This window comes from Candidatus Blochmannia ocreatus, from assembly GCF_023585745.1.
GTDB classification, from domain to species: domain Bacteria; phylum Pseudomonadota; class Gammaproteobacteria; order Enterobacterales; family Enterobacteriaceae; genus Blochmanniella; species Blochmanniella ocreatus.
Genome location: NZ_CP097762.1, coordinates 162,955 through 181,817 on the forward strand (window position 1 = coordinate 162,955; position 18,863 = coordinate 181,817).

The following is an 18,863-nucleotide window of genomic DNA, read 5'->3' on the forward strand; positions in this document are numbered from 1 at the left end:
TCTTATATTAATCGTGGATTAATTTTGTCAGGATCAATATTAAAAATTTTAATAGCTTTTAAAATTACATGTTTATGCAAACAACCTGTTTTTAACAATGTAGTTAATGCCGCAATTACTATATAACCTACGTTAATTTCAAAATAATTTCTTAGATTTTCTCTGCTATCAGAACGACCAAACCCATCAGTACCTAAAACAAAAAAATTGTTATTTGGTATAAAACATCTAATTTGTTCTGCAAATAATTTCATGTAGTCAGTAACTGCAATGGTGGGAAAATTTTTTAATACAGTTGAAACATATGGTATCTTTGGAGCATCTACAGGATGCAACATATTCCAACGTTCACAATCCTGACCATTTCTTGCTAGTTCAGTAAAAGAAGTAACACTATATACATCACAACCAACATTATATTCTGCAGATAAAATTTGAGCTGCTTCTCGAACTATGCGTAAAATCGCGCCGGACCCCATTAATTGAACTGTTCCATTAGAACCAGATAGAGATTCTAATTTATAAATTCCTCTTTTAATCCCTATTTCTACTCCGTTTGGCATCATTGGCATAGAATATTTTTCATTTAGAATAGTAATATAATAATATATATTTTCTGGATTATTCCCGTACATACGCATTAATCCATCATGTATAATAACAGCGATTTCATATGCATAAGCTGGATCATAAGAAATACAATTAGGAATAGTTAATGATTGAATATGACTATGTCCATCAGCGTGTTGTAATCCTTCTCCATTTAAAGTCGTTCTGCCGGCTGTTCCGCCTATTAAAAATCCCCTAGCTTGTTGATCTGCAGCAGCCCAAAAAAAATCTCCGATTCTTTGGAATCCAAATATAGAATAATATATATAAAATGGAATCATAGGAAAATCATTAGTACTATATGAAGTAGCAGCGGCTAGCCAAGAAGCTGCTGCTCCTAATTCATTAATACCTTCTTGTAATATTTGACCATTTTTATCTTCACGATAATATGTTAATAAATTATGATCTTGAGGAGTATATAATTGACCTATAGAATTATAAATACCAATTTGTCGAAATAATCCATCCATCCCAAAAGTACGTGCTTCATCAGCAACTATAGGAACTAATCTATTTTTAATAGATTCATGTCTTAATAAGATATTTAGTACACGTATGAATGCTAAAGTAGTAGAAATTTTTTTATTTTGTTCTTGCAATAAAGAACGAAAAGATTCTAATCTTGGCAATTCTAATGAATAAGTAAAATTTTTCAGTCTATTAGGAATATATCCTAATAACTTTTTACGCCTTTCATGTAAATATAAATATTCTTTAGAATTTTTTTTGAGAGTTAAGTATGGTAAAGATTCAATTTGATTATCTTTAATGCAATTCAATTTCAGCCTATCTCTAAAATATCGTATTCCTTCAATGCTAATTTTTTTAATCTGATGCGCAATATTCATACCTTCAGCATACGAACCCATCCCATGACCTTTAATAGTATGTGCTAATATTACAACAGGTTTCCCAGAAGTTTTTTTAGCTTTTTCTAAAGCAGCGAATATTTTTTTAGGATCATGTCCTCCTCGATCTAATTCCCAAATTTCAGCATCAGTCATATCATTGACTAATTCTCGAGTTTCTGGGTATTTGTTAAAAAAATGTTGTCTTATATAAGCTCCATCTTTGGATTTGAATGTTTGATAATCTCCATCAACAGTTTCATTCATTAATTGAATTAATTTTCCGCTGGAATCTTTATGTAATAAATGATCCCATTTACTTCCCCAAATTACTCTAATTACTTCCCATCCTGATCCTATAAATATATCTGACAAATCGTTAATAATTTTTCTGTTACCTGATACTGGTCCATCTAAACGTTGTAAATTACAATTAATAATAAAAATTAAATTATCCAATTTTTCTTTTGCAGCAATATTTAAAACACCTTTAGATTCTGGCTCATCCATTTCACCATCTCCTAAAAAAGCATATACTGTTTGTGCAGTAGTATCTTTTAAACCTCTATCTTTTAGATATTTTAAAAATTTTGCTTGATAAATTGCACTAATTGCGGACAATCCCATAGAAACTGTAGGGAATTGCCAAAATTCTGGCATTAATTTTGGATGGGGATATGAAGGCAAACCTAAATTATTAATTTCTTGACGAAAATTATTAATTTGGTTTTCGCCCAATCGTCCTTCTAGAAAAGCACGAGCATATATTCCCGGAGAAATATGTCCTTGAAAAAATACTAAATCACCCCCGTCGTATTTATTACGACCTCGAAAAAAGTGATTAAAACATACTTCATATAAAGTAGCAGATGATTGAAAAGATGCAATGTGTCCACCTAAATCTAGGTTTTTTTTTGAAGCTCGTAACACAATCATCATAGCATTCCATCGAATCATGGCACATATATATTGTTCTATTTCTAGATCACCAGGATATTGAGGTTCATCTTGGGTGGAAATTGTATTTATATAATTATTTACAATTTTTTCAGAAGGAATAGTTGCTTCATAATTTTGCATTATGTTTGTTATTTGATCAATTAAAAATTTAGCACGTTCAATGCCTTCTCGTTTAATGACAGAAGAAATAGATTCTAACCAATCTCGCGTTTCTATCGGATCTACATCATTAGATAAATTTTCTAACATTATAGTATTTCCTTAATTTATTAAGTTTAATTATATAATTTATATTATTTTATTAAAATTAAATTTTAAAAAATTAAAATTCAGTTATTTTAAATAAAAGTGGAGAATAAAATAATTATTTAATAAATAATTTAAATATTCATATACTTAATTTTTTTATAAAAATGTCAAAAAAATTATATATACGAATATATAATTTTTTTGATATTTTTATTTTTACGAAAAATAAACTATGTATATATAATTACATAAATAATAATATTATTATGTTATCTTAAACTATTATATTAAAAAATTTTTGACTAATTTTATTTATTTATAATAATAAATATTATTGACTGATTAAAAGTATTGTTTTTTCACAAAAAAATATATTATATTAAAAATATATAATCAAAAATTTAGTAATTAAATTAGAGTATACAAAATATACCTTTATAAATTAAAATAAAAATTTTTGCACTAAAATACAATGTTCTGAATAAAATATTGTTATTTAACAAAAATTATTACTTAATTTTATTAAGTATTGTATTTTAATATTATAAAATATAGAATACTTTCATTATGTACTTGTATCCCAACTATGTTTTTTACATATAATGATGTTATCTTTTATATAAAGATATATTATAGAGTAATTTACCTGTCAATATATAGTCAAGTAAATTGTAACTACTGATTTATAAGAAAATTTTAATAATTATATTTTTAATAAAGTTTATTAACGTTAACATATTAAAATGATATATAGATCAATTATATATTTAATTTGAGTTTAATAAATTTTAAAAAAATAATCCATTTTTAATATTAAATAATGTTATCTTTCACTAAAATGCTAGAATAGCATTATTATATAATGAAATATAGAAAATATTTGTCACATTAATATATTTATTTAATTTTGTTCTTTTAAAATAATTTTATTAAAAAAAATTAATTATTTAGTACATAATATTATATTTTATAAATTATGCATATATAGAAAATATAATGTTTTTATTGACAATATTTCGATTTTTCACATGGTATAAATACATCAATTATTAATAAACTTTGTATGATCTTAAAATACATATAAAATATGCAATTATTCAAATTAACTTATTATTTTAAATGAATAATTTATATATTTTATCAATGAAATAGTTTTAATTGTATTATGAAAAAATTTTTTTTATATATATGCTATATGTTGTTATGTACCATGTGTTTCATGATAGCATATGGAATATTTTTAGATAAAAAAATTCAGAGTCGCATTAATGGAACATTATGGCAACTACCAGCTATTATTTATAGCCGCATGATCCATGTAGAACCTAATATTGCATATCATCAAAATGATATGATTAATTTATTAAAAATTTTGCAATATAGGCAAGTTGATCAAATCACGCATGCTGGAGAATTTACTGTGTATAATAATCATATAGAATTATTTCGTAGAGGTTTTCATTCTCCAATTGGAGAAGAAAAAGAAGTGCATGTATCTTTCTTTTTCAATCAGAAGAAATTACTAAATATTTATAATCAAGATACAAAAAATAATTTTGGTTTATTTACATTTGATCCAAAAATTATCTCTGTATTATACACACCCAATGGTCAACAAAGATTGTTTATACCTAGATCTGAATTCCCAGAAGTATTAATACATATATTACTCGCTGTTGAAGATCACAGTTTTTATCAACACGACGGAATTAGAATAACATCTATTATACGCGCATTCTTAGCAAATATAATTTCTGGACATACTGTCCAAGGCGGAAGCACTTTAACGCAACAATTAGTAAAAAATCTGTTTTTAAATAATAATCGATCATTGTGGCGTAAATTCAATGAGGCATATATGGCTATAATCTTTGATTATAGATATAGTAAAGAACGTATTCTAGAATTATATTTAAATGAAATTTATTTTGGTCAAAATGGAAATAATCAAATCCGTGGATTTCCATTGGCTAGTTTTTATTATTTTGGAAGACCAATAGATGAATTAAGTTTAGATCAACAGGCTACATTAGTCGGAATGATAAAAGGTGCTTCTTTGTACAATCCTTGGAAAAATCCCCAGATAACTTTAGAACGTCGTAATTTAATACTTAAATTGTTATTAAGCAGAAATATTATTGATCAAAAATTATACACTATTCTTAGTAAACGTTCTTTAGGAACACAATCCAAAGAAGCAGTATTAATATCTCATCCTGCTTTTATACAAATGATAAACGAAGAAGTACAACATATTAATCAAATTAATAATTTTACTGGCATTAAAATATTTACTACTTTAGATCCCATATCTCAAAATGCTGCAGAAGAAGCTATGAAGACAGGAATGTATAAATTAAGAAATCATTGCAATCTTTCAGATTTAGAAGGAGCAATAGTTGTAGTAGATAGATTTAATGGAAAAATACGCGCTATGGTAGGCGGATCAGACCCCTATTTTTATGGATTTAATCGAGCTATACATGCTAGAAGAGCTATTGGATCGTTAGTAAAACCAGCAATCTATTTAACCGCTCTAAGTAATCCTAAAAAATATCATTTTAATACTTGGATTGCTGATGAACCTATTGTTTTAAAACAATCTAATGGATTATTTTGGGAACCTAAAAATTATGATAGAAAATTTCGGGGTGCAGTAACACTTATTGAAGCATTTACGCAATCTCTTAATGTACCAACAGTTAATTTAGGATTAACAATAGGATTAGATATAATTTCCAATACCTTAATAAAATTAGGTATCCCACCAAATTTTATACCACCTTTTCCATCTATTCTATTAGGTTCTATAAATTTAACGCCCCTAGAATTAGCTCAAGAATTTCAAACTATTGCGAGTGGTGGTAAATACACAGCTGTATCATCTGTTCAATATATTCTGAACGAAAAAAATAAAATCATATATCAACGTTTTTCTAAAACAGAACGCGTTATTTCATCTCAAGCAACATATTTAACATTATATGCAATGCAAAAAGCAGTGGAATTGGGGACATCTTATACATTATCTGTAAAATTTCCCAATTTAAAATTAGCTGCTAAAACTGGCACTACTAATAATCTTCGTGATAGTTGGATTGCTGGAATAGACGGAAAAGAAGTTACTATAATTTGGGTAGGTCGTGATAATAACCGATCCGCTAAGTTAACCGGTACTAATGGAGCATTAACTATATATGGTTTATATTTAGAACATCATAATCCAACACCTTTGTGTTTAGTTCCACCTAGCGGAATTAAATACTTACCAGTCAGTAATCTCTATAATCATACGTCGTATAATAAAAAAAATCTACAATTCCAGATTTTGCCAATATGGACAAATGATTGGAAATTTTTATTGAGAATACCTGAAAAATTAGATGTTGTTTCTTTTAAACAGTAAAATTTAAATCAATAAACTTAATTTATATACATCATATTTTAGTATAATTTTAAACATTATAAATAATACTTTATTATGCATAATATAAAATAGTTGATTTTACTAATCTAAATATTACATTTTATTATATTACTAAATAATATATAGTTTTAAAATTTCTATAAGCAAAAATATCGTTAGCGTAACATTATACTAATATCAGTTTCATTATACTGATATAAATATATCAGTAATATCACAGAAATTAAAGTTAAAAAATTTACTAATTATATTGTGTAATAAAATATTATTTCTTTTTATATAATATTTATTTATTATAAAGGTAGTAATTATGAAAAACGATAAAAATCCTACTATAAACCTTACTGAAAATGCAATTAATAAAATAAAGTTTTTTATTCAAAAAGAAAAACTAAAAAAAAATTTAAAATTACGTATATATATTATAGGCGGTGGATGTAATGGATTTCAATATGGATTTATTTTAGATAATCAGATTTCTAAAGATGATTATGTTATAGAACATAACGGAGTTGGATTGATAGTAGATCCTATGAGTCTACAGTATTTATTAGGTGGTATAATAGATTATTATGAAGAATTAAAAGGAGCTAAATTTATAGTAATTAATCCAAATGCTAAAATTACTTGTAGTTGTGGCGCATCTTTCAGTATATAGATAATTATATTAAAAACCATTATTATGATAAAAAATCATTTGTATGACATACAAATAGTTTGTAATATTATGTATATAATACACATGTACACGATATTATATATAAATAATGTTTAATTGTTTTAAAACGTTACTTGTAATAATCGTATAGATTTTATGAGATCAATTAATTTATGATGTATAATAAAATTTTTAAAATAGAGTAATTTTTTACTATTAAAATAGTAACAAAAAATATAGTGGTTTATATTTTATAAAATAATTTCTTATAAAATTAGCAAAATATTAAAATATATAATTTAGGTTTGCATGTGAAAAGTAATTATATTTTTATCACTGGTGGAGTAGTATCTTCGTTGGGAAAAGGTATCACTACCGCTTCATTAGCAGCAGTTTTAGAGGCTCGCGGGCTTCGTGTAACTATTATTAAATTAGATCCTTATATTAATGTAGATCCCGGAACTATCAGTCCAATACAACATGGAGAAGTATTTATCACTGAAGATGGTGCTGAAACTGATTTGGATTTAGGACATTATGAACGTTTTATACGTACTAAAATGAAACATTATAATAATTTTACTGCTGGCAAAATTTATTCTGATGTTTTAAAAAAAGAACGTCGTGGTGATTATCTTGGATCAACAATACAAATTGTGCCTCACGTTACTGATATTATAAAAAAAAGAATTATTTCTGGATCTAATGGATATGATATAGTATTAATAGAAATAGGAGGAACAGTAGGTGATATTGAATCATTACCTTTTTTAGAAGCTATTAGACAAATGGTATTAGCAGTAAATAGAAAAAAAATTTTATATATACATTTAACATTAGTTCCTTTTATTACAGTTTCTGGTGAACTTAAAACTAAGCCTACGCAACATTCGGTAAAAAAATTACTTTCTATAGGAATTCAACCGGATATTCTAATATGTAGATCTGACAGAACTATTAAAGATAATGAACGCAAAAAAATTTCTTTATTTTGTAATGTACCTAAACAAGCTATTATTTCTTTAGAGTATGTGAATTCAATTTATAAAATACCTGCCATACTTAAATCTCAAAATTTAGATAGTTATATTTGCAAAAACTTTAATTTACATTGCCCAGAAGCTAATTTATCAGACTGGGAAAAAGTTATTTATCATCAAGAACATCCTGTTGGGTCAGTAACTGTAGGTATAGTAGGAAAATATACTACATTGATTGATGCATATAAATCAGTAATAGAAGCATTACAACATGCTGGAATAAAAAATCGTTTTATTATTAATATTCGTCTTATTAATTCTCAAGATGTAGAGATTCTAGGTATAGAAAAAACATTAACAGGTGTAGACGCTATTTTAGTACCCGGAGGTTTTGGTTATCGTGGAGTAGAAGGAAAAATTTTGTCCGCACAATATGCTAGAGAAAATAATATTCCATATTTTGGAATTTGTTTAGGGATGCAGGTAGCTTTAATAGAGTTTGCGCGTCATGTAGCCGGTATGACTGACGCTAATTCAACCGAATTTGTTAATAATTGTACATGCCCAATAATAGCTTTGATTACTGAATGTAAGGATACAAATGGTATTTTAATAATAAAAGAAAAAAATCATAATTTAGGAGGAACAATGCGCCTAGGAAATCAAATATGTTATTTAACTGAAGGTAGTTTAACGCACCAAATGTATGGAAAAAAAATAATATTGGAACGTCATAGACATCGTTATGAAGTAAATCATATAATTCTGAGTAAAATTAAACAATATACCGAATTAAATTGTGTCGGTTTTTCCGATAAAAATAACCTAGTAGAAGTTATAGAATATACAAATCATCCATGGTTCATAGGTAGTCAATTTCATCCTGAATTTAATTCTACACCACGTGATAGTCATCCACTATTTATTGGATTTATTAAAGCTGCAATAGCATATAAAAACAATTATCATAAATTAATTTAAATACAATATTTTATTGTATTAAATTTTGATACCGAGTAATTAAATACATAAATTAATTGAAATGGAAAAATATATGCCTAATAAAATTTTGAATATTATTGGACGCGAAATTATTGATTCTAGAGGCAATCCAACAATAGAAACTGAAGTGCATATTAAAGATGGTTGTGAATTAGCATCTGTACCATCTGGAGCATCTGTTGGATCTAAGGAATCATTAGAATTAAGGGATAATGATAAAAATCGTTTTTTTGGAAAAGGAGTAGTAAACGCAGTAAATTCAGTGAATGGACCAATTCGCAAATACTTAATAGGTATGGATGTAACGCAACAACATGTTATAGATACTGCTATGATAAATATAGATGGAACTAAGAATAAATCTAAATTAGGAGCAAATGCTATTCTTAGCGTATCTTTGGCAACTGCTAAAATAGCAGCAAAATTTAAAAAAATTCCATTTTATCAACATATTTCTGATTTGTATAATAATGATGCAACTGCAAAAAATATATATTCTATACCCCTTCCTATGATGAATGTTCTTAATGGAGGCAGACATGCTGACAATAATTTAGATTTTCAGGAATTCATGATAATACCGATTGGTGCAAAAACTATTAAAAACGCAATACGTATTGGATCAGAAATATCACATATACTAAAAAATATTTTAAAATGTAAAGGATTATCTACACAACTAGGTGATGAAGGCGGATATGCACCAAATCTTGATTCTCATCATATGGCATTAGAGATAATAATAGAATCTATAGAAAAATCTAATTATAAATTAGGTGTAGATGTTGCATTAGCAATAGATTGTGCTGCTTCTGAATTTTTTGATACAACTACAAAAAAATATCATATAAAAAGTGAAAAAAAAATTTTAAATTCTAAAGAATTAGCGCATTATTTATTACAATTAACGCAAAAATATCCAATAATTTCTCTCGAGGATGGACATAGTGAACATGATTGGGACGGGTTTTATTACCAAACAAAAATTCTTGGAGATAAAATTCAGTTGGTAGGTGATGATTTATTTGTAACGAATCCAAAGTTATTACAGCAAGGTATTAATAACAATATTGCGAATTCTATTTTAATTAAATGTAACCAAATAGGATCATTAACTGAAACATTACAAACAATTAAAATAGCTAAAAATTCAGGATATTCTGTAATAATATCACATCGTTCTGGAGAAACTGAAGATACAAGTATCGCAGATATAGCGGTCGGAACAGCTGCTGACCAAATAAAAACTGGTCCTGTACGTTGCACAGAACGTGTAGCAAAATACAACAGACTAATTCGTATAGAAGAATCTCTTAATGTTCAAGGAATTAAAAAATTTTCAGAATTTAAAAAATATACCAATTTTGATATTAAATAATTAATAATGAGTTTATATTCTACGAACTCATTCAAATAAACAAGTAAATTTATGCAACTTAAATACAAGATATGTAATATTTATTACAATAAATATTACATATCTTGTATTAAGATAATGAGCAAAATTTTTTTTTGCAACATAAAATATCACTAAAAGTGAATAATACATTTTATTTAAATTTTAATAAATTATTTGTATAAATACTCTAAATTTATTACTATACTACTGTTTTAATAATAAATATACGTGTATACATAAAGTTTTATTAAATAATTTTACATAATATTTATTATTAAAACAGAGATATGCATTAATGCTAAATATTACATTTCATCTTAAGTTTAAGATTATCATATATAACTAAAATAAAATAATCTTATTATAAATGATAAAAAAAATTACACAAAAAAAAATAATGCCATTAACCTTGGAGCAATTCCAAGAAATACAATCAATATTTATGCATTTATCCAATGATCAACTCATTTGGATATCAGGATATTTATGGGGTTTAACACATTCTGCAGAATTTGAAAAAATAACTAATATTTCTAAAGATACTGATGTAATTTCAGATAAAAATGTTCATGTTGATCCACAAATTACTCTTATATCTGCTTCTCAAACTGGTAATGCGCGTCGTTTGGCAGAGTGTTTACGTGACGACATTATTGCTGCTAATTTAAAAGTAATATTATTCAATGCTAAAGACTATAAGTTTAAAAAACTTTCAAAAGAAACATTATTAATTATTATTATTTCTACATATGGAGAAGGTGAGCCGCCAGAAGAAGCTATAGCCCTATATCAGTATTTATTTTCTAATAAAGCTCCAAATATGATAAATACTAATTTTGCTATATTCGGTTTTGGAGACCGATCGTATGAGCATTTTGCCAAAGCCGGAAAAGATTTTGATTATAGATTAGAAGAATTAGGAGCCAAGAGATTACTTAACAGAGTTGATGTTGATGTCGATTTTAAAAAAGAAGCTGATATATGGAGAAAAAATATAGTTTCTTTATTAAAGAGTAAAATGCATGTTAATAACATATTTTGTAACACTACACAACATATTAATACATCTAAGTTAATACATACTACTACGTATAATAAAATGTCTCCGTTTGTCGCGCATTTACTAACGCGACAAAAAATTAGTAGTCGTAACGCACTTAAAGATGTATTTCATCTAGAAATAGATATTTCTAATTCTGATATAAATTATCAGCCTGGAGATACTCTAGGGGTATGGCACGAAAATGATCCAAATCTTGTAGACGAATTATTGAATTTGTTAAACTTAAATGGTAACGATCATGTGTCTATGCAAAAACAAATCATACCACTTAATACAGCATTAAAAAAATATTATGAGTTAATGCAAAATACACCTATTTTGATAAAAGAAGTAGCTAATATCTCCCAAAATAAAACATTAATTAATTTATTAAAAGATAAAGAAAAATTATATGAATTTATTGCTAATACACCAATTATTGAAATGATATATCGTGTACCACTCATATTAACTCCTCAACAATTGCTAAAAATATTATGTCCTATAAAACCTCGTTTTTATTCAATTTCTTCTGCTCAAGCAGAAGTAGGAGAAGAAATACATATTACTGTTAGTGTAATACGTTATGAGATAAATGGACACTTTAGAACAGGTAGCGCTAGTAGTTATTTGGCAGATCGTATTCAAGAAAATGATAAAATACGAATTTTTGTTGAATCCAATGATAATTTTAGGTTACCGACAAATTCTAATGCACCAATAATTATGATTGGTGCAGGAACAGGTATCGCTCCATTTCGTGCATTTATGCAACAACGTTCTATCGATGGTTCTGCAGGGAAGAATTGGTTATTTTTTGGAAATCAAAAATTTATTGATGACTTTTTATATCAATTAGAATGGCAAAATTATTTTAAAAACAAATTACTTACAAATATTAATACAGCTTGGTCTAGAGACCAAGATCATAAAATATATATTCAGAATGAATTATTAATAAATGGCGATGAAATTTGGAAGTGGATTGAAGAAGGTGCATATGTTTATGTATGCGGTAATGCTAAATATATGGCACAAGATGTAGATAAAGCTTTGATTAAATTAGTTTCACAACATGGTAATATGGATATAAATAAATCTAAAAATTTTTGGAATAAAATGCGTGTAGAACATCGTTATCAGAGAGATATATATTAATGAAAGAAAAAACACAATATGTTAATTTTATAAAAAATTCAACACAACCCCTATCCGATAATGAACGAATAAAAAAAACAAGTAATTTTTTAAGAGGTACTATTACTAAAGATTTAAATAATAATTTAACTGGAGGTTTCAACTCAGATAACTCTCAATTAATTAAATTCCACGGGATGTATCAACAAGATGATCGTGATGTACGAATAGAACGAACACAACAAAAATTAGAGCCGTTAATTAATATTATGTTACGATGTCGTTTACCAGGCGGAGTAATTCGTCCTAGACAATGGTTAGCTATAGATGATTTTTCAAATAAATATACTTTGTATGAAACTATTCGTCTCACTACTAGACAAACTTTCCAATTACATGGATTATTAAAACCTAATTTAAAAAAAATACATAATTTATTACATACAATAGAATTAGATTCTATCGCTACTGCTGGTGATGTAAACCGGAATGTAGTGTGTACCGCAAATCCTACAGAATCCGAATACCATTATCAAGTTTGGGAAATCGCTAAAAGTATTTCCAAACACCTATTACCAAAATCTCATGCATATGCAGAAATTTGGTTAGACGGAAAAAAAACAGAATCCACAGAGTCTGAGCCAATTTTAAGCGCTACTTATTTACCCCGTAAGTTCAAAATTGCAATTGCAATTCCTCCAATAAATGATGTAGATGTACATGCAAATGATTTAAGTTTTATAGCAATTAAAAACAATATAAATAAAAAAATAATCGGGTTTAATGTATTAGTAGGGGGAGGGTTAGCAATGACTTATGGTGATGTAACTACATATCCGTGTAAAGCTAGGGAATTTGGATATATTAATACCCAAGATATTTTAAAGATTACAGAAGCAATAGTGACAGTGCAAAGAGATTGGGGAGATAGGTCAGATCGTAAACATGCTAAAACCAAATATACTTTAATAAAAGTGGGGGTACAGACATTTAAAGCAGAAGTTGAACGTCGTGCGGGAATAAAATTTGCGCCAATACATTCTTATAAATTTACACATAGAGGAGATTGTTTTGGATGGATAGAAGATATAAAGCATGATTGGCATCTCACTTTATTTATAGAAAATGGACGAATCACAAACAATAATCCAAACAAACTATTAAAAAATGGAATTAGAGCAATTGCAAAAGTACATTCAGGTTGTTTTAGATTAACCACTAATCAAAATTTGATAATTTCTGGAGTCTCTCCAAATAATAAATATATAATAGATAATATACTAAAAAAATATGGTATATCAAATCATGATTCTACTCCACAAAGAAAAGCATCCATGGCATGTGTAGCATTACCCACATGTCCATTAGCAATGGCAGAAGCAGAACGATTTTTACCTCAATTTATCACAAAAGTTGAAAATATCATGTCTAAATATAAATTAGAAAAAAATGCAATTATTTTACGTGTTACAGGATGTCCGAATAGTTGTGCTCGTGCAATGTTATCTGAAATTGGACTCACAGGTAGATCAATTGGGCGTTATAATCTTTATTTAGGTGGTGATAATATTGGCACACGCATTCCGCGATTATACAGAGAGAATATTACAGAACAAGATATTTTGAACATTTTAGATACAACTATTGGAAGATGGGCTAAAGAAAGAAGAAATAATGAATCTTATGGAGATTATGTAGTAAGAATTGGAATAGTTAAACCCGTCATAAATTCTGAAGAGGATTTTTATGAATAAAATGCTAAATACTGTCAATTATTGTTGGACTGTTAAAGAAATTTCTTTATTACATATAGATAAACAAAAATTAATATTAAATAAAATAAATAAATATTTAGAATCTTTAATAACAGAAAAAAGATTAGAATGGGCAATTAAATATTTATCTAAAAAAGTAATGTTATCTTCAAGTTTTGGTTTGCAATCATCAGTCAGTTTACACTTATTAACTCAATATTATCCTAAGATCCCAATTGTTTTGATTGATACCGGTTATTTATTTCCAGAAACATATCATTTTATCAATCAATTAACAGAGACAATGAAATTAAATTTATATGTATTCTGTCCTAAAAAATCTGCAGCCTGGCAAGAAGCTCAATATGGAAAGCTGTGGACACAAGGAATAAAAGGTATTAATCGATATAATGCTATTAATAAAATTGAACCTATGCATCGAGCATTAAAGACACTTAATATAGAAGTATGGTTTGCAGGTTTACGAAGAGAACAATCAAAGAGTCGTAAAAAATTATCGATCATCACTATTCAAAATGGGGTATTTAAATTTTTACCAATCGTTGATTGGAGCACTGTACAGGTTACCAATTATATTAAAAAATATTCTTTACAACAGCATCCATTAAAAGAACAAGGGTATGTCTCAATTGGTGATATACATACTAGCAGTAAATGGAGACCTGGTATGAAAGCAGAAGAGACACGTTTCTTTGGATTGCAACGTGAATGCGGACTACATACTATTGATTAGTTCATCATCAAATTTATACTTTATTTAATAAAGCTTTTGTTTTATATGAATAATATATAAAGTACTTTAATAATCTCAAAAAATACTAATATTATATTTAATATTAAGTATTCATATGTAATCTATTATTATAAATATAAATTTATAACTTATATATTAAAAAATTAAACAGTTTGTATATATAATACATATATATTATATACAATTATATATTTTAATTTTTTATTAAAATTAAGTATCACTTATGAAGTATTTACCATTATTTATTGATTTAAAAAATAAACCAGTTTTGGTTATTGGCGGAGGTAGCGTTGCATTACGTAAAATCCAAATGCTACAACGTGTCGGCGCCATGATTAAAGTAATAGCGCATACTATATGCCCAGAACTAAAAAAACTTTTACTTAAAAAAAATATAAATTGGATTGGGAAAAAATTTACGCCTTTCATGTTAAATAAAGTTATTTTAGTCATCATCGCTACTAATGATGCGAAATTGAATACATTAATTTATAATAACGCTAATAAATATCATATACTAGTAAATACTGTAGATGATCAAAGCAAATGTTCTTGTATTTTTCCAGCTATTATTGATAGAAATCCTATATTAATAGGGATTTCTTCTTGTGGTACAGCGCCTATGTTAGCACGTATCTTACGAGAAAAATTTGAATTGCTTTTACCCCAAACTCTTGGTTATATAGCAAAATTTGCTAGTTTATGGCGTAATACAGTAAAAAAACATATTATAAATACAGTGCACCGACGTAGATTTTGGGAAAAGGTGTTTTATGATGATCATATTGTTCCATTAATAACGCGCAATCGTTTTAAAGAAGCTAAAAAAAAGTTTTTTTCTACCCTTTTAAATATAAAACATAACAATTCCTTTAAAACAGGACATGTAACATTAGTGGGAGCAGGACCAGGGGATATAGGATTATTAACAATAAAAGGATTACAGGCTATACAACAAGCAGATGTTATCTTATATGATTGTTTAGTAAATTCTGATATTCTAGATTTGGCGAGACGTGATACTGATAAAATTTGCGTCGGAAAACATATTGGTAATCATATTATGCCACAGAAACAACTTAATCAATTTATAATACAATTAGCTAAAAGCGGCCATAAAGTTGTGAGATTAAAGGGAGGAGATCCATTTATTTTTGGTCGAGGAGGAGAAGAATTACAAAAAATCTCAGAAGCAGGAATTCCTTTTCAAGTAGTTCCAGGAATTACAGCAGGAACTGGTGTTGCAGCCTACGCAGGGATTCCATTAACACACCGGGAATATGCGCATGGAGTTACTTTCATTACAGGTTATAACATTAATAATAATAAAAAATTTAATTGGAATTCTTTATCAGATACACAACAAACATTAGTAATTTATATGGGTAAAGTTAATACTGTTAATATTAGTAATAATTTAATTAAGTGTGGACGTCATATAAATACACCAGTAGCTGTTATTAGTAATGGCACGTACAATAATCAAAAAATTTTAATTGGTACTTTAATTGAATTAGAAAAATTAGCAAAATTAGTTGATTATCCTACTTTATTTATTATTGGTAATGTCGTATCTTTACATAATAAAATAAATTGGTTTGGAAAAACAGCATTATATTCCCATAAAATTAATTCTATTATTAATACAGTTACCAAGGATTATATATAATGTTAAATAAAAAATGTACCAATTATATAAAACGCCTAGAATCAGAAAGTATATATATTATTCGTGAAGTAGTTGCAGAATTTCATAAACCAGTTATGTTATATTCTATTGGTAAAGATTCTTCAGTTATGCTGCATCTAGCAAGAAAAGCGTTTTACCCTAGTGAATTACCTTTTCCACTTTTACATATAGATACCGGTTGGAAATTTCAAGAAATGTATAAATTTCGTGATAAAACTGCTAAATCTTTTAAATTACAATTATTAATTTTTAAAAATTTAAAAGGTATAGAAATGGGTATTAATCCATTTATTCATGGAAGCGCTAAATACACAGATATTATGAAAACAGAAGGATTAAAACAAGCATTAAATAAATATAGATTTGATGCAGCTTTTGGTGGCGCTAGACGTGATGAAGAAACAATTAGAGCTAAAGAACGCATTTATTCTTTTAGAGATAAACATCATTATTGGAATCCCAGAAAACAGCGCCCAGAATTATGGGCTAACTATAATAGTAAAATTCATCCAGGAGAAAATATCCGGGTGTTTCCGTTATCTAATTGGACAGAATTAGATATATGGCAATATATTTTTTTTGAAAATATAGATATAGTGCCACTTTACTTTGCGAAGTATCGTCCTACAATATATAGAGATGGAAATTTAATTATGGTAGATGATGACCGAATTCATTTAAAATCTACAGAAAAAATAAAAAATCGTATGATACGATTTCGTACATTAGGATGTTGGCCGTTAACTGGAGCTATAAAATCAAAAGCAAACACGTTACTTGGAATTATTGAGGAAATGTTAATATCTAACCAAAGTGAACGTCATGGACGAATTATTGATTTTGATCAATCTAGTTCGATGGAATATAAAAAACGCCAAGGTTATTTTTAAGGAATTATTATGTTAGATAACATAAAAGAAGAAATTGTTAGTTATGGAGGCATTAAACAATATTTGTATGCACAACAAGAGAAAATATTATTACGTTTTCTTACTTGTGGTAACGTAGATGATGGGAAAAGCACTTTAATTGGAAGATTGCTACATGATACCCATCAAATTTACGAGGATCAATTATCTGTTTTATATAAAGAAATTAGAAGTATTGATGATAAAAATAAAAAATTAGATTTAGCATCATTATTAGATGGATTACAATTAGAACGTGCTCAAGGTATTACTATAGATGTCGCATATAGATTTTTTTTCACCAAAAAACGTAAATTTATTATCGCAGATACTCCAGGACATTTAGAATATACAAAAAATATGGTTACTGGTGCATCTACTAGTGAATTAGCTGTTTTACTAATTGATGCTCGTAAGGGCATACAACATCAAACTAAAAGACATTGGTTCATCTCTGCTCTTTTAGGAATAAAGCATATAGTTATTGCAATTAACAAGATGGATTTAATAAATTATAATAAAAAAATCTTTCAAGATATTAGTAAAGAATTTCTAGAATTTGCTAAAAAACTGTATTTTAAAACAAATATTCAGTTTATTCCAATATCTGCTTTAGATGGAGATAATATTGCTACTACATCAATTAATATGAAATGGTACAAAGGTCCTACATTGTTAGAGGTATTAGACAATATTAATATTAAAAATGTTGGGGATTGGAAACAACAAAAATTGCGTTTTCCAATACAATATGTTATTAGAAACAACTCAGGTTTTAGAGGATATTCTGGAACAATTGCATCTGGTAGTATTCACACAGGACAATTAATTAACACTTTTCCATCAAACAATACCGCCCAAATACAAAGAATAATTGTTTCAAGTTCTGATGTAACTCATGCTTACGCTGGAGAAGCCATAACTGTGACTTTAAATGAAGATTTAGATATAAGTCGAGGCGATATGTTAGTTGATATAAATTCAGTTTCTCCCGCACGCGATGTGTTAATAAATATAATCTGGATGCATACAGAAGCATTAAAAGAAGGACAATACTTTAATGTAAAAATAGCTACAAAACTCTTAAAAGCACAAGTATTAAAAATAGAATGTAAAATAAACGTAGATACTTTTCAATATCAAAAAACCAATTCTATATCACTAAATGAAATTGGCTTGATCAAATTATCATTTGATGAATTATTAATATTAGATAAATATTCTGATTCTCCTATGACTGGTAGCATGATATTTATTGATTTATTAACTAATGAAACTGTGGGAGCTGGAATGATAGATGAGACTATAAAATATAATCCTATATATAATAAATATAATAGAAATTATAGCAAATTTGAATTAGAGTTGCATTCGTTTATACGTTTACATTTTCCGCATTGGGGTATTAAAGATTTATCTTAA

General features: G+C 27.2%; 11 protein-coding genes. 10 read left to right on the plus strand and 1 reads right to left on the minus strand.

Annotated elements, in window-relative coordinates:
* Nucleotides 1-2 precede the first annotated feature (2 nt).
* Complete coding sequence (aceE, locus tag M9405_RS00675) at nucleotides 3-2,669, minus strand: pyruvate dehydrogenase (acetyl-transferring), homodimeric type (RefSeq protein ID WP_250223366.1); 2,667 nt, start codon at nucleotides 2,667-2,669, stop codon at nucleotides 3-5.
* Between the two features lie 1,165 nt (nucleotides 2,670-3,834).
* Between aceE and mrcB the strand changes: the two genes are divergently transcribed.
* From mrcB to cysN, 10 genes are all read left to right on the plus strand, one after another.
* The gene (mrcB, locus tag M9405_RS00680) at nucleotides 3,835-6,075 is read left to right on the plus strand and encodes a bifunctional glycosyl transferase/transpeptidase (protein ID WP_284345875.1); all 2,241 of its coding nucleotides are present in this window, start codon (nucleotides 3,835-3,837) and stop codon (nucleotides 6,073-6,075) included.
* Between the two features lie 331 nt (nucleotides 6,076-6,406).
* A complete protein-coding gene (gene erpA / locus M9405_RS00685; RefSeq protein ID WP_250223368.1) occupies nucleotides 6,407-6,754 on the plus strand; it encodes an iron-sulfur cluster insertion protein ErpA in 348 nt (115 codons plus the stop codon).
* A 311-nt stretch (nucleotides 6,755-7,065) separates the two neighbouring features.
* Complete coding sequence (locus M9405_RS00690; RefSeq protein WP_250223369.1) at nucleotides 7,066-8,715, plus strand: CTP synthase; 1,650 nt, start codon at nucleotides 7,066-7,068, stop codon at nucleotides 8,713-8,715.
* Nucleotides 8,716-8,788: 73 nt separating this feature from the next.
* On the plus strand, nucleotides 8,789-10,114 hold the full coding sequence (gene eno, locus M9405_RS00695; RefSeq protein WP_250223370.1) for a phosphopyruvate hydratase: 1,326 nt from the start codon (nucleotides 8,789-8,791) through the stop codon (nucleotides 10,112-10,114).
* A gap of 388 nt (nucleotides 10,115-10,502) precedes the next feature.
* Complete coding sequence (gene cysJ, locus M9405_RS00700; RefSeq protein ID WP_250223371.1) at nucleotides 10,503-12,335, plus strand: NADPH-dependent assimilatory sulfite reductase flavoprotein subunit; 1,833 nt, start codon at nucleotides 10,503-10,505, stop codon at nucleotides 12,333-12,335.
* Nucleotides 12,335-14,068 (plus strand): assimilatory sulfite reductase (NADPH) hemoprotein subunit, encoded by a 1,734-nt coding sequence (gene cysI / locus M9405_RS00705; protein ID WP_250223372.1) that lies wholly within the window; start codon nucleotides 12,335-12,337, stop codon nucleotides 14,066-14,068. The genes cysJ and cysI overlap by 1 nt, the downstream gene beginning before the upstream one ends.
* Nucleotides 14,061-14,822 (plus strand): phosphoadenylyl-sulfate reductase, encoded by a 762-nt coding sequence (locus M9405_RS00710; protein ID WP_250223373.1) that lies wholly within the window; start codon nucleotides 14,061-14,063, stop codon nucleotides 14,820-14,822. Before cysI ends, M9405_RS00710 begins: the two co-directional genes overlap by 8 nt.
* Nucleotides 14,823-15,066: 244 nt before the next feature.
* Nucleotides 15,067-16,512 carry a siroheme synthase CysG gene (gene cysG / locus M9405_RS00715; RefSeq protein WP_250223374.1) on the plus strand — a complete coding sequence of 482 codons (1,446 nt, stop codon included), beginning with the start codon at nucleotides 15,067-15,069 and terminating at the stop codon, nucleotides 16,510-16,512.
* Complete coding sequence (gene cysD / locus M9405_RS00720) at nucleotides 16,512-17,423, plus strand: sulfate adenylyltransferase subunit CysD (RefSeq protein WP_250223375.1); 912 nt, start codon at nucleotides 16,512-16,514, stop codon at nucleotides 17,421-17,423. The genes cysG and cysD overlap by 1 nt, the downstream gene beginning before the upstream one ends.
* A 9-nt stretch (nucleotides 17,424-17,432) precedes the next feature.
* Entirely contained in the window at nucleotides 17,433-18,863 is a 1,431-nt protein-coding gene (gene cysN, locus M9405_RS00725) for a sulfate adenylyltransferase subunit CysN (RefSeq protein ID WP_250223376.1), read from the plus strand.

Bases quoted from the DNA above. Each gene is read 5' to 3' on its own strand.
- aceE (WP_250223366.1), bottom strand. From the start codon at position 2,669: ATGTTAGAAAATTTATCTAATGATGTAGATCCGATAGAAACGCGAGAT.
- cysJ (WP_250223371.1), top strand. From the start codon at position 10,503: ATGATAAAAAAAATTACACAAAAAAAAATAATGCCATTAACCTTGGAG.
- cysG (WP_250223374.1), top strand. From the start codon at position 15,067: ATGAAGTATTTACCATTATTTATTGATTTAAAAAATAAACCAGTTTTG.
- M9405_RS00710 (WP_250223373.1), top strand. From the start codon at position 14,061: ATGAATAAAATGCTAAATACTGTCAATTATTGTTGGACTGTTAAAGAA.
- mrcB (WP_284345875.1), top strand. From the start codon at position 3,835: ATGAAAAAATTTTTTTTATATATATGCTATATGTTGTTATGTACCATG.
- cysD (WP_250223375.1), top strand. From the start codon at position 16,512: ATGTTAAATAAAAAATGTACCAATTATATAAAACGCCTAGAATCAGAA.
- cysI (WP_250223372.1), top strand. From the start codon at position 12,335: ATGAAAGAAAAAACACAATATGTTAATTTTATAAAAAATTCAACACAA.
- eno (WP_250223370.1), top strand. From the start codon at position 8,789: ATGCCTAATAAAATTTTGAATATTATTGGACGCGAAATTATTGATTCT.
- cysN (WP_250223376.1), top strand. From the start codon at position 17,433: ATGTTAGATAACATAAAAGAAGAAATTGTTAGTTATGGAGGCATTAAA.
- erpA (WP_250223368.1), top strand. From the start codon at position 6,407: ATGAAAAACGATAAAAATCCTACTATAAACCTTACTGAAAATGCAATT.